Source organism: Hyalangium ruber (assembly GCF_034259325.1).
Lineage (GTDB): Bacteria > Myxococcota > Myxococcia > Myxococcales > Myxococcaceae > Hyalangium_A > Hyalangium_A rubrum.
In genome coordinates this window covers 306,573-319,972 of record NZ_JAXIVS010000010.1, presented here as the reverse complement: position 1 = coordinate 319,972, position 13,400 = coordinate 306,573, and the positions used below count along the sequence as shown (strand labels likewise).

Annotated in this window: 10 protein-coding genes; 2 read left to right on the top strand and 8 right to left on the bottom strand. The window is 64.2% G+C overall.

Annotated elements, in window-relative coordinates:
- Positions 1-29 precede the first annotated feature (29 nt).
- Positions 30-809 carry an SDR family NAD(P)-dependent oxidoreductase gene (locus SYV04_RS27930; protein ID WP_321548976.1) on the bottom strand — a complete coding sequence of 260 codons (780 nt, stop codon included), beginning with the start codon at positions 807-809 and terminating at the stop codon, positions 30-32.
- A 36-nt stretch (positions 810-845) separates the two neighbouring features.
- Positions 846-1,214: a VOC family protein gene (locus SYV04_RS27925; RefSeq protein WP_321548975.1), complete on the bottom strand. Its 369-nt coding sequence runs from the start codon at positions 1,212-1,214 to the stop codon at positions 846-848.
- Between the two features lie 172 nt (positions 1,215-1,386).
- On the opposite strand from SYV04_RS27925, the gene SYV04_RS27920 reads away from it, so the two are divergent.
- On the top strand, positions 1,387-2,865 hold the full coding sequence (locus SYV04_RS27920) for a serine/threonine protein kinase (protein WP_321548974.1): 1,479 nt from the start codon (positions 1,387-1,389) through the stop codon (positions 2,863-2,865).
- A gap of 171 nt (positions 2,866-3,036) precedes the next feature.
- Here SYV04_RS27920 and SYV04_RS27915 read toward each other — a convergent pair whose 3' ends face one another.
- From SYV04_RS27915 to SYV04_RS27890, 6 genes are all read right to left on the bottom strand, one after another.
- On the bottom strand, positions 3,037-3,216 hold the full coding sequence (locus tag SYV04_RS27915) for a hypothetical protein (protein WP_321548973.1): 180 nt from the start codon (positions 3,214-3,216) through the stop codon (positions 3,037-3,039).
- 27 nt (positions 3,217-3,243) lie between these two features.
- Positions 3,244-4,110, bottom strand: a complete 867-nt coding sequence (locus SYV04_RS27910; protein ID WP_321549048.1) for a serine/threonine-protein kinase — start codon at positions 4,108-4,110, stop codon at positions 3,244-3,246.
- A 29-nt stretch (positions 4,111-4,139) separates the two neighbouring features.
- On the bottom strand, positions 4,140-4,919 hold the full coding sequence (locus SYV04_RS27905) for a sigma-70 family RNA polymerase sigma factor (protein WP_321548972.1): 780 nt from the start codon (positions 4,917-4,919) through the stop codon (positions 4,140-4,142).
- 73 nt (positions 4,920-4,992) lie between these two features.
- On the bottom strand, positions 4,993-5,937 hold the full coding sequence (locus SYV04_RS27900; RefSeq protein ID WP_321548971.1) for a nucleotidyltransferase: 945 nt from the start codon (positions 5,935-5,937) through the stop codon (positions 4,993-4,995).
- A 36-nt stretch (positions 5,938-5,973) separates the two neighbouring features.
- Complete coding sequence (locus SYV04_RS27895; RefSeq protein WP_321548970.1) at positions 5,974-7,779, bottom strand: SAVED domain-containing protein; 1,806 nt, start codon at positions 7,777-7,779, stop codon at positions 5,974-5,976.
- A gap of 107 nt (positions 7,780-7,886) precedes the next feature.
- Positions 7,887-11,297 (bottom strand): nSTAND1 domain-containing NTPase, encoded by a 3,411-nt coding sequence (locus SYV04_RS27890; protein ID WP_321548969.1) that lies wholly within the window; start codon positions 11,295-11,297, stop codon positions 7,887-7,889.
- A gap of 190 nt (positions 11,298-11,487) precedes the next feature.
- Here SYV04_RS27890 and SYV04_RS27885 point away from each other — a divergent pair, with 190 nt between their 5' ends.
- Positions 11,488-13,053 (top strand): hypothetical protein, encoded by a 1,566-nt coding sequence (locus tag SYV04_RS27885; protein WP_321548968.1) that lies wholly within the window; start codon positions 11,488-11,490, stop codon positions 13,051-13,053.
- Positions 13,054-13,400 lie beyond the last annotated feature (347 nt).

Genomic DNA, 13,400 nt, shown 5'->3' with positions numbered 1-13,400 from the left:
AGACCCACGGGCGTGAGGGTTGCCGCGCGCTACTGCCGGTTGAGGTTGGCCGCGATGGAGCGCACCACTCCGCGTGGGGCAAAGCGCACCGATGCCGCGCCGAGCCAGTTGACCAGGCCGTGAATCGCGAGCACCCGTCCCTTCATCATCGCCGCGTAGGCGTCGGCGGCCACGTCGGAGGCCTTGGCTACACCCGGACGCTGGAAGAGGCGGGACTTGTCATTGCCGGCACGTGAGGCGAACTCCGTGTGCGTGGCCCCGGGGCAGTGGCAGGTGACTGTCACGCCGCTGCCCTTGAGCTCGTGCGCCAGGGCTTCCGAGAAGGACACCACGAACGCCTTCGTCGCGTAGTAGGTGGCCATGTACGGGCCGGGCTGGAAGCCCGCGGTGGACGCCACGTTGAGGATGCGCCCACTGCCGCGCTCGCGCATCGGCCGCGCGAAGAGGTGGCTCAGCTTCAGCAGCGCGGTGCAGTTCACCTCCACCATCTCCGCCTCTCGCGCCAGCTCCTGCTCCAGGAAGGGGCCCGAGGAGCCAAAGCCCGCGTTGTTGACGAGGAACTCCACCTCCAGGTTCCGGGTGCGCACCTCCTCGAAGATGCGTTGAGGCTCCTCCGGGCGGGCGAGATCGGCTGCGAGTACGTGGGCCTTTATTTTGTGTTCCTGCTCGAGCTTGGAGGCCAGCGTCTCCAGGCGCGCGGCGGTGCGTGCCACCAGGATGACGTCGTGCCCATCCCGGGCGAAGCACTGCGCGAACTGCTCTCCGAGGCCCGCCGATGCACCGGTGATCAACGCGACTTTGCGTGACATGAAATCCCTCCCCGGAGGCCCTATATCACCGGCGCCTCAGCGGGTGAGCATCACCAGGTTCCCGTCCGGGTCGGCCACATAGGCCACGCGTTCACCCCAGGGCTGATCGATCGGTTCGAGGAGCACTGGGACGCCACCGGACCGCAGTCTCTCGATGGTCGCGTCCACATCATCGACGTAGACGCACAACTCGATGCGATGGCCTTGGGCTGGGCGCTGCGGTTGTCCGTGCAGCGGAGCGGCTGAGCCGATAGCGCCGATTCCCAGCTCCGACTCGCCCAGCCGCAGCGCGATGAAGGCGGGCGGCCCTGAGTCTGGGAAGCGATAGGTCTCAACACCGCCCAGCAGCTCTTTGTAGAAGCCGACTGCTCGCTCCAGGCTCTCCGTGGAGAGCATCGGAAACATGCGACGGACGCCCATCCGAGTGAACCTAGCACCCAGTCGCGGATACGAACGCGACGCTCGTGACCGCTCTGTTTAGAACGTGACCGCCAAAGTCTGCTGACGGTTGCCTACGTACAACGTAGCCTCGCGATAAGTGGAGGGAGGTACACCCTTTCCACCGGAAGGCCCCGTCATGGCGTTCGAACACGCACCAGAGGACCATTCTCCCCGGCTCCCGCCGGGAACGCAGATAGGCGACTGGCGTGTGCTGGAACGGCAGGGAGCGGGCGCTTATGGGGTCGTCTACCGCGCCGTCAGAGTAGGGCAGGAGGACGCTGGCCCTGTTGCGCTCAAGCTGGCGGTGTATCCAGGAGACCTTCGGTTCATGCGCGAGGTGGGACTGCTCTCTCGCATTCAGCATCCGAGTGTCCCTGCGTTGCTGGGCCATGGACTCTGGCGCCATGCGTTCGGAGCAGAGCATCCCTACTTCGTGATGGAGTGGGTGGAAGGCACGCCGCTGTACGCCTGGGCCGAGCAGCACGCACCCTCCTCCAGACAGGTGCTTCGAGTGCTCGCTCAATTGGCGCGTGCGCTCGAGGCCACCCATGCCCACAGCGCCGTTCATCGAGACGTGAAGGGAGGCAATGTCCTGCTGGGACGCTCGGACGGGCGCGCCGTTCTCATCGACTTCGGCTCGGGCTACTTCCAGGGGGCTCCCCGCCTCACGTGGCAGTCCTTGCCTCCAGGGACGGTCGAATACCGCTCGCCCGAGGCGTGTTCGTTCCTGCTCTCTTCCGTTCGGTCTGCCACCGACTGGTACCAGGCCGCGCCTGCCGATGACCTCTTCGCGCTGGGCGTGACGGCCTACCGTCTCGTCACGGGGCAGTACCCTCCGTCCATGAAGCTCTATCAGGATGAGGTGGAGTCCTGGCACCTGGGGTGTCCTGATCCCCGGCCCTTGCTCCGGCTCAACCCCCGAGTGGATCCACGGCTGCGGGAGCTGATTCTCCGCGTGCTCTCGGAGTCTCCCGAGGCTCGCGGCACAGCGGCGGAACTTGCCCAGGCGCTGGAGGTTGCAGGGGAGCGCGCGGGCCCTGAGGCCGATCTTCCTCTTCGTTTCGCACAGGCACCGCAGCCCTCGCTAACGCCCCGTGAGGATGGAACGCCCTCTGGGGCGGTGGCTTTTCCGAGACGTTCTGGCCTTCTTGCTCGTGCCCTGAAATGGAGACCCTGGCTTGCGCTAGCCGCCATGGGGTTGCTCTGGGGCTTCGTGTGGGGCGCGCAGGCCTTGCACACACGGCTCGAGGGGATGTCCGTGCGAGGGCAGGAGGCTTCTGCTTCCGAGGTGCCAGATGCGGGTACCGCTGCGTTGGGTGACTCCTCCCTCGCTGCGTCACTTGCCTCTGTCCAGGAGCCCTCCGAGGCGAAAGCCATGGCTCGGGACATGCCTTTCAAGCTTCTTCCCGGGCAGTCCCGACCTGACGAAAAGGGCCGGTGCCCAGGTCGCAAGCAGGTAGCCATGAACGGAGGTTGCTGGGTGGATCTGTTCCCGATGGACGCCGATGAGTGCGCGGAGAACGGTTACGTTTACAACCGAGGCAGGTGCTATGCCCCTGCCATCGCTCCCCCCAGCAAACCTCCGCCCACGTCGAGCCCCTCAGACTCCCGATGAGCCCTAGTTCAGGGTGGGCACCCGTGGATACGTGTGGGCAACGTGCGTTTTGTCGCTTCGCTCTCCCCCCGAGTCAGAAGCGGGCACTCGACTCATTGAATCAGCCACTTGGGCCAACCGCTGTGTCCCCGGCTCCTCGCTGGCTCAAGGCCTACGTGTTCCACTGTGCCGCTAGCGCTTGCCCTTGCCAGGCGGGTTGGACGGTCGGGTCGGTCCCGGAGAGTTGCTCGGATCTTTCGGGTTGGTGCGTCGTGAGTGCTCATCGAGCGCAGTCTGATGCTTGGGATTGTTCGGATTGATGGTGTCAGACCGATCGTTGTTGGACTTGGTCTCGTTGCTCTTCTCTCCCATGGGGCACTCCTCGGGTAAGCCCACTCGTTATTGAGCGGGGGTACTGCAATCCAAGAACTCTCGCATTGATGGGCGCTGGGAGGGCTTCTTGTCGAGCATCCGCGCGACGAGCGCACGAGTATCAGCAGGAACGAGGCCCTTGAGCTGATCCAGAGGGGGATCCTCGAACAAATGGAAGTACATCAGATCCTTCTGCTGCTCGGCGATGAAGGGGAGCTGGCCCGTCAGCATCTGGAACAGAAGGACGCCTAGCGCGTAGACATCCACTTTGGAGTCGACGCCCTTGGTTTGAATCCACTGCTCAGGTGCCATGTAATCCCATGTTCCCAGGAGTGCTCCTCGGCCCGTCGAGACGTGCTGCGCCGAGGATGCGAGGGCTGTTACCGCCTGAGGGCCGTCAGCCAGCTCCTTGGCGAGTCCGAGATCAGCCAGCTTCACATTCCAGAGAGAAGAACCGTCCTCAGCTAGCAGCACGTTCGAGGGCTTCAGGTCGCGATGGACAATGCCATGTCTGTGCAACTCGCCCAGGGCCTCCGCCAGTTGCCGGGCGACAGTGAGCGCCCTTTGTGGAGGTAGCGCAGCTGCCGCGCGGGAGAGGGCTTGGTGGAGATCCATGGGGAGCCACTCCAAGACCATATAGGGTGGCCCTTCCGTCAGGACTCCACTCGCGAAAACCGTGATGATGCGTGCATGTCGCAGGCGCTCGAGCATGTGCGCCTCGTTCCGGAACCGCGCGACCAACTCTGCATCGACACACAGCTCAGGGGACAAGAGCTTTACTGCTACGAGAGGCCCATTGGCTACGTGTCGACCCGCGTATACCTCGCTCATTGCTCCAGTCGCCACATGGCGAATCAGCTTGTAATCACCGATGAGCGTACCGGGCGAAAGCATTGGCATTTCGGAGTCCTGAAAGGGTGGAGCTACTTCGACGGTCGATATGTCTGCAGTCTCTCGATCCAATGGATCATGTCGCGCAGTTCGTCCGCACACGTCGGATGCCTGGCAATGAACGCCTCAAGGTCCACTTCCTCACTAGAGTCGCGCAGCCGGAGATAGGCCATGAAGGCCATTGCTGCCTCTCCCAGGTCCCCTGTGCCCGAATCCTGTTCCTCGTTCATTCGAGTCTGTACCCGCTTCCAACCTCGGTACAGGAGCCCAGTCACGGACGACTCTGTCCTCTCCATGTGGCGGGCGATCTCAGCAACTGAGAGTTCTTTCAGGTGGTGGAGCTTGATGGCCGTGCGCTCATCCTTTGGGAGTTCGTGGATACACACGAATAGCCTGTGCCACTCCTCCCGGCGCGCGGTGAGCTGGCTTGGGGTCCTATCGCGAGAGGCGGTCTTGGCTGCCTCCGCGCTGTCTATCGACACGAAGCCTGGAGCCTCGCGTTTCTGACTGTGCGCGGCCCTGCTCGCCTGTGTCAGGTGGTTGCGAAAGATCTTCTTGAGCCAGCCAAACCACTCCCCTGCAGTGCCTCCCCTGAAACTGGAGAACCCGCGAAGCACGAGCAAGGAGCTATCCTGCGAGATGTCCGAGGGACGAGCGCCGCCCGGCGGCGGCCAACCACGGCGCCGGGTAGCCCACTTGTCGAGCGTTGGCTTACTGCGGCGGAAGAGCTCGTCGAACGCACTCGCCTCTCCGGCACGCGCGCGCTGGAGCAACTCCTCGAAAGACATCTTCGACAACGCTTCGCGACTCATGCCAGGAATCCCGGCTCCTTTCATGCTGGAGCTGCTCGGACAACAGTGGAGCGAGCAGTGGCGGCATCATGCGTCATGAAACGGGGAAATCACTTCCGAAGGCGCGCTGGAGGGGCTCAGCGCTCTGTCGCTTCCGGGCATCTTCAAGCCACCCGCTCAGCTTCTCGATCCGCCCATAGAACTCCTCCATCTGCTGGTTGGTCATGCGCGCCAGCACGTCATCGTGAGGCGCATGGGTGAACTGCAGAGAGAGGCGGTGGATAGACCTGCCGAGCGTAAGGTCCCATGTCGTCTGGAAGTTCTGGCGCATCGCACCCACCAGAGCTGTCGTCGCTGCCAGGTCGTCATACTCAACGCCCTGGTAAGTGCTGCTCTTCTTGGGGGCAAACCACCGATAGGCGGCGACGGTGAGGCTCAGCCCGGAGGGCGCGGCGCGCCCCTCGTTGGAAAAATGCTCGTCCTTCCACCGCTTCAAGTAACGAATCACGCGGCGGAACTGGAAGCCGTCTTCGCCGTTGAAGCGGTTCTTGACCGCCTCAATGAAGCCCTGCCGATCATCAACCTGCCACTCGCGCTGATCCGCTTGGGAGTGCTGCTTGCCCAGCGCCAGCCGCAGCGTGCCCCGGGAGTCTCTTGCCATGACAGCCAAGTCGACGTGGTATTTGGGCTCGCGGCCCTGCTGGTAGTTCACAGTAATGCACGGGCGCCGCCATTCCACGCTCGTGGTGTGGCCGACCACGGCTTCGTATACCCATCCCTTCACGGTGACGGGATCGTTCTTCAGGTGGTCCAGATCGAAGACGATCCCGATGTCGATGTCGTAGTCACGATCGATGGGTTTGATGCCCGTGCCCATGGCATAGCTGCCCTGATTGAACGGCTCGAAAGTCCTCGGTCGGAGCTTGTCGCGGAGCCGCTCGAGAATGATGTCGCGCTTCTGGCGGAGCTCCGCGTTCTCTTCGTACTGCTTGAGCTGAATGGTTTCGTGGAACCGCCGGAACAAGGGCTGCAAGGACATAGGACTTCCTTTCTGTAAGAGGCATACACCGGGGATTCAGCGCACCGTCTGCTCGAAGGCTCCGCGCAAGGAATCGAGGATCTTCGCTCCGTCGCGCTCGCGGACTCCCTCGAGCAGTGCGTCGATGGGGAAGTCTGGACGCGGTCCATGCCGGCGCAGCTGCCCTTCATGATAGATGGCGAGCTCAGGAGCCCTTACACGTCCGGGTTCGAGGGCGAAGAAGACGCGCCCGTCATGAGTGAGGATGGTGGGACCCGCTAGCTCGATCGTTGGGCGTTGCGCGAGTATGGAGAGGACAGCCTTGAGCGAGCCTCCTGCGCTGCGTGCGTCTAGGCGCTCCAAGTGTAGGTACTCCCAGTACCAGATGAGGTAGCGGTTGAGGCGTCGGATTTGGATTTCCCGCATCGCAGGGCCGTTGTCGTCAAAGGCCCACATTCCCTCGGTGGCGACACGTACCAGTCCCATGAAGAACTTCGGCGCGTCCTCGACCTGGCTAGGATTGAGCAAGCGCGTCAGCTCATACTCGTGGAGCATCGCCCACACGTCGGCCTGGAAGTCGATCTCCTCAAGAACCTTCGGGAAGCGCCCAATCTCCCGGCTCGATGTGCGCGTAAGGCTCTGCGGCCCACGGTGGGCGAGTTCATGCAGCACCAGCAGGCGCAGAGCGCGCTGGCGATCCGAAGCATCCGGCAATCTGCGGGCGAGCCGTGCCAGCCATCGGTCATCGATTTGCCAGTGGTTGTTGGGAGGAGCGAGGCGGAAGCTGTCTTCGACGACTCCCGTGGGCACATCTACCTTCGTCCGGAGAAGGGGCGTGTCAATCAGGGTTGGAAGGTGCTTCCAGGGGCCGCTGAAGTCCGGCTGTTTTCCGAACTCTGCCAGCAACCCTTCGATCCAGCCCTTGGCCGAAGAAGACTTCCATCGTGCCGCCAAGCCATTCATCCGATCGAGATCCCGCGCCAAGTACTCGCGGTCGGCGCTGGCTCGAGTCTGCTCTTCGGAAGTCAGTGGTGCTGGCTCCGGCTGAGGCTGCCTGTTCACCACCACGGCGGGCACGTGGTACGGCCCGGTCTGCGCATGGCGCGCATACTGGTAGGTCTGGACGGGAGGGTGCATCGTCTTGCTGATCTGCGCGCCAAGCAAGAGCGCCATCCCTGGCTGGACCGAGGCAAACAAGTGAACCCGATGGATGCCCTGGAAGCGATCGCCGATGTCGTTCAAGGTCTCGCGGAACGCCTTTGCTACCTCCAGCATCTCCTCCTCTCGGGTGAACGCATCCTCGGAGGGATGCTCCAGCGTAATGTCGACCTCGAGCAGAGCATCCGGCACGGCTCTACGTGTCACCTGTGGATCGACGACATGGGAGGTGGAGACTCGGATGACCGCCTCCCCTGGTGAGCGGTCTCGCTCGGAAGGCATGGAGACAGGTAGGAGGCGAGTGGACGGCCTGCCAGGCTCTGGTACCCAGGCCCAAAGCCGCCGGGTATGGTGATGAGGGATGATCATCACCTGCTGCCAAGTCTCGATGAGAAACCCCAACTGGACGGCGAGCGGAATGGGCGCCGAACCAAAGTAGACAATCGGATAATCGGGGTGCTTGGTCCGCAATGGAGCCAGGTGCTGGTGGAATTGCTCCTCTAGGGCGCGTTGTACCTTGCTCCAGTCCAGGGTCTGGATGGCTTCCCGGGCGAATTCCGCGAGATCAAGCTCGACTACGGGGTGGTGGAGAGTCCGAAAGGTTTCTGGCAGCGCATCGACCATCTGCGCGGGCTCAATGCGCAGTTGCTCTGGCTGGGAGAGCAGGATGAGCCCCTTCGGAGGCTGTAGGTTCTTCTGGTTCATGGTGATCAGGACAGGGCGGCATGCCCGAAATTCGTTTCCCGATATCCATGGATGCCATCCGCTGGCGAATCACTCGCGCGCCTGCTCTTTTTTTAGAGAGCCCAGGCTCAGGGACAGGCCAACCGTTGGAAGCGTGCGTCTTCAGGGTCCGTGCGCACAAAATCGCTTATTAGCGCACATCTTTCCTCTCGCAGCTGAGCGGTACGGGCAGCGTCTGCCAGAGACTCCGCCAACTGCTCGCCTCCGAGCAGGCTCTCGGCTAGGACCAGCGCATAGCGCTTGTTGGGCTTTTCTCCCTCGTGGAGGACACGCCCGTGGTCTTGCGCCTCCTTATAGAGGCTGGCCGCTTCGGAGAAGGCTCTGCTGTCGAAACGGAATCGTGCGAACTCCACCAAGATCTGGGTCAGCACCCAGCGATAGTACGTATCTCCTGGGTCGGACTGGCTGAGGGCACGCCCCAGGGTCAGGGCTGCAGTAAAGCCGTGCTCGGCGGCCTTCGCGTCTCTGGCGGCCCAGGCGGCCTTCGCACGAGCCCCGAGTGTCTCGGCCAAGAGTGACTGATCGTAAGAACTCGAGTTTTGCTCCAAGAGCGCGATGGCGCGGTCATACAGCGCTCTGGCGGCAGCGGTCTGGCCGGAAGCAAGGTCCAGATCGGCCAGTTCAGAGTAGCTCGTCGCTTGTGTCCGACGGTGATCTTCGGGTCTGTGTGTTGGGTGAGGGCGTGCGAAGAGGCTGTTTGCCTCGAGGAAGTAAACGCGCGCTTGCTCCCAGTGTTCACGCGCCCGGGCGATCTTGCCTCGCTTGGATGCGTCCAGCCCAAGCCGAAACATCAAATCGGGGTTCCCTGGATGGCTCATCAGGCCTTGCTGGAGCGCATGTCTCGCGGAGTCAAAGATGTGATCAGCTTGGGAGAGTGTCCCATCGTGGAAGAAAAGGTCGCCGTGGCGCTGCCAGGTCTTGATGCTGACCAGAAGCACCTTGAGGTTCTTGCGGTCCTGCTCTGGGAGCTTGGCGAGGAGCTCTCCGAAGCGCTTAAGAAGTTGATCGCGCGCCTCCAGGGTGTGAGCGCGTCTCCCGAGTACCCAGTCCACATCGGAGACGAAATCGTTTGTCAGGCCGATGGCTTGCTGGAGGGTGGTCTCGGCGCGCTGCCTCTCGCTTGAGGCTTGGATAGCCGTGGCCATGCTGGCCACAGTAGCTGCGAGACAAGCGACGATCAGGGCTCGCTTGACCCGCGCCCGCAGCAGGTCAAATCGCATTGCCGATTCGAGGAATCGCGTTGCCCGCTCACTGGCCCTGCGCGCCTGATGGCCCTGGGCAGTTCGAGCGCCAGCGGACTCTCGGTAGTGCTGGAGGAGCGTTCCCGTGGGCAGGTCACCCCTCGGACAGCCAGCCTGCTCCCACGCATGCGCGGCGACTTCCAGTTCCATGTTGCGTTCGAGCAGCGTGCGCTCATGTTCGAGCCATCCCACGAAGGATGGCACCTTTTGAAGCAGCGTCTCATGAATCAAATCGACACGTTGCTGGGTAGGCTCCGGCTCTCCCGAGACGTCGATGAGTCGCAGGGTCTGCTCCGCCTTGCCGGCGGTCTCGGAGCGCATCCCGGACAGTCGCAGCAGCACCTCCTCTGCCAGCGCATCGCCTCCCGCCGATGCAAGTACCTCCTGCCGTAAGCGTGAGCGTCGGATGGCGGGGGCCCCGTGGACGCCGTGGCTGACATGCACAAGGTCGAGCAGGAGCCATTTTGCGCGCTCGCGGCCCTCGGCTCCTAGGCTGTCGAGGAGTTCTTCGGCCTGCCGCGCCAACGCTCCTCCCACGCCTCCCAGTTGCTCATATCGCTCATGGGTCAGGGACGTGCCGTGGCGCAATGCCCAGAGCCCACGGAGTGTATGGCTCAGCAGCGGAAGCCGACTGCTTTCGCTCGTCGTATCGCGCACCATGCGCTCCGGGAGTCCCTCGGAGAGCCGTAGCCCCGCGCGCTGGGCCATCCCGTGAATGGCTTGGGTCAGCGCCTCGTCCTCCATGGGACGCAGGTAGTACCGTACGGCTTCGTTGAGCTGCCGTGAGAGGCGTGGCAGTTGCTCCAAACGATAGATGAAGTCACTTCGCAGGGTCGTGAGCAGCCGCAGAGAACTGTCTGGGGCAGAGAGCGCGGAGGCCACTAGCTCTTCCATGCGCAGCCTGTCTGCCTCGCCTAGCGTGAGCAGTTCCTCCATTTGCTCGATGACCAGAAGGAGGCAAGAGCCTGGAGGCGTGTAGGCTTTTACCAAGCGCTGGAGTGCATCTGGGCCCGCGTGCAAAGCCTCCTCGAGTTGCTCTGGCGAGCGGTCGAGGCCCGTGTCCTTGTACGCGGCGAGAAGCGCCACCGCCAAGCTTCGCAGCGGAGAATGCGAAGGGCGTAGGCTGGCAATCCGCCAGCGCGGCGATTGCTGAGGCAGTGCCTGTTTCAACCGTGGAAGCAGTCCGGCTTGGACCAGCGAGGACTTACCGACGCCGCTAGGGCCTTCGAGTTGCACCCACCGATGGAGGCCCTCATGCGACGCTTCGAGGAGGGTCAGCAACTCACCGATCTCCGTCTGTCGACCGAAGAAGAGTTCGGCTTGGCTCTCCGTGAAGGCCAAAAGCCCGGGGATGGGACACTCATCTTGACGGTCGTCCCAGCGGCCGCTGAATACCTCCAGGCACCGGAGCATACCGGGCCGCTCCTGCGGATTCTTGGAGAGCATGGAGGAAACGAAGGCGGAGAACACTCCTGGCGTGGCAGGCAGGGCTTCCTGCAGGCTCGGAGGCTCTGCCCGGATGTGCATCGAGATCACCTCGACTTGCTCGCTCGAATCGAAGGGCGGCCTGCCCGTCAGCAGCTCGAAGAGCATCACCCCCAGCGAATAGACGTCCGCGCGCCCATCCACCGTGGCTGCGTTCCGGAACTGTTCGGGGGCCATGTATGTCGCGGTGCCCAAGAAAGTCGGTGCCTGGGTCTGGACCTGGGTGTCGACATTGCTGCCACTCAGGGCGGGCGGGACCTTGGCGATGCCGAAGTCCAGAAGCTTGATCCGATAGCCTGGCTCAACACTCGGACTGGGGCACAGGAACACGTTCTCGGGCTTCAGATCTCGATGGACGACCTCCTTCGCGTGTATGTCCGCCATCACCTCAGCGACTTGTTTCCCTAGGGCCAGCGCCACCTCACGCGGTACAGGCCCAGGCTGGCGACGCATCCACTCTCGCAGGGAGAGTCCCTGGAGCAACTCCATCGCGAGGAAGACCGTTCCATCGTCGAGTTGATCGCAGTTCAAGACCTGGACGACTCCCGGGTGCTGGAGTCGTGCCAGGGCGCGCCCCTCTTGTAGGAAGCGTGCGACGAGCTGCTGATCCCTGGCTGCATCGGGCGACAGCAGCTTGAGCGCTACTTCCTGTTCCATGCGCTCGTGGAAGGCGGCGAAGACTTCACCCATGCCGCCACTGCCCACTCGATGCCGCAGCCGATACGGGCCAATGAGAGTTCCTACACGCTCCATGAGGGCTACGGTCTACTCCAGTGCCACGTCGGAATGGCAGGGCCTCGTTTCAGGAGACGCAATCCTTCACACTCGTGCCCCAGTCTTCTGCCAGCCACGAGACCATCCTGTATCGGCTCCGCTGTAGCTCCCGTTGCACGGAAGGGGCGCCAGTAGGAAGGAACCGAAGAGAGCGGCTATACGGTGGCCTATGTCCGAGCCCCAGAAGCCGTCCTTCCTCCCCGGGCTGATCGCCTCGCTGCTGCCGCTGGTGATCCAGCCCACCCTGGCCGTGCTTCTCTTGCTCCTGTTGGGAGGTCTCGACGAACTCGCCCAGGCCGTGACGATGGTGGGGTGGTCCTTCTACGCCATCCTCCTGTGCGCGATGCTGGGCACCTTGGGCCTCTGCGCGGCGCTCTACTTCCTGGCCTCGGGCAGAAACATCCCTCCGCTCGTGCCACTCGGCATCGCGCTGCTGCCCTGGGTCGTGGGCAGTGCTGGCGCCGTGACGGGCGGGCGTCAGGTGCTCGAGGCCATCGCGCTCGTCAACCCGTACGACCAGCTCACCATCCTCGCCGTGGGCACGGGAGAGGCCCTCTACTCCCGGATGTTCGGAGCGTGGGCCAGCGCCGGGTTGCTGCTGGCCGCCGCGGGCGGGCTCCTCATCGCCGGGCTTGTCCAATCCAAGGCCCGTTACCGGCTCCTCGAGGCCGGCGCGGCGCTGCTGTTGATGGTGGTGAGCATCCTGTCCGCCACCGAGGCCTCGTCCCTCTCCGAAGTCCTGATCGCCGTCGGCGGCGTCAACCCGGCCGACCGGGCGATCATCCTCATGACTGGCGCCGAGGAGCTGCGAGGCACCCTCCTGCTGCGCGCCGGAGCCCTGGGGGCGCTCGTCCTCGTCACGGTCCTGCTCATGGCATGGCGCGGCGTCCAGCAGCCCAGGAGCCCCGCCGCGCTCGCGCTGCTGGCGCTGCTCGTCCTCCTCGGCGCCGGTGTGCTCTGGGCCGATGGGCGGCTCCCCACGCTCATGTCCCAGGCGGTGGAGCGCACTCGCGCGTCTCCCTCCGAGCTGGCGGAGCTGCAGTTGCTCCCCTTCGGCCGGGACCAGGGCTTCGAGCGGGTGGAGGCCATCGCCAACATGCGGGGCGTGGTCATGCCAGGCAGCTACTCGGCCTCGTGGAACACCGGAGACGAGGAGCTCGTTCGGTTCCTCCGGGAGGAGGTGCTGGAGAACGACGAGCGGCGGCTCGACGAGGGCCTGCACCTCGCCGTGGATGCCCGGGTGCCAGTTGCCGAGTTCCGCCGGTTGCTCGTGGCGAGCAGCCATGCGGGCCTGAGCAAGCTCTACCTCATCGGCTTGCGGGGCGCCTCCTCCGAGGACTCCGTGGAGCGTCAGCTCTCCGCGTCGGGAGGCCATCCCCTCCTCGTGCGCTTCGCCGTCTCCGAGAGCTCCGGGCCCGGGGTCGCCGACGTCTTCCTTCCCTCCCAGGAAGCGGCAGACATCTTCTCCTCCTTCAAGCCCTGGCAGGCGGAGCTGGGCGCCGAGCGTCAGGTACGCCTCGTGGAAGCGAGCGGCGAGGCCGGGGAGCCCCGGGTGCTGGACCTGAAGGACCCAGGCCCGCTCGCCGGCGACTCCGTGGACAACGCCCTGCTCTACCTCACCGTGAAGGAGGAGGCCTCGCTGGAGGACGTGGCCCACGTGGTGCGAAAGGCCCGGGCCAAGGGCTTCCACGTGCTCCTGTCCCCGAGGACACCTCCCTGGGAGGCCGAGCGCTAGCACCGCGCGAGAGGGCGCGGGCAGCGGGGCGCTCGCGATGCGCTCAGCCCCGGGCCGGGGATCCACCTCGCTGTCCACTTCTCGCAGTGGTCACACTCGGAGCCACACCCCATCTTCTGCCTTGGCACGGGGCGGGGCGGAATCGCGAGCGCCTGGAGGAGCGACCAGGGGAGCAGGCGTGGGGCGGGTCAGGTCGCCACCTCCTGGTCGTTTCACGGTGATGCGCGGGAAGCAACCCCAGGGGTGGGTAGGGCGTGGGCGACGGAGCTGGGGCCGCCCCGTGCCGCGGTCGGGCGGCAGCGGCGGGAGCGGTGGGCAAGGGCGTGAATGGGGGCTCCTGTCGCTGC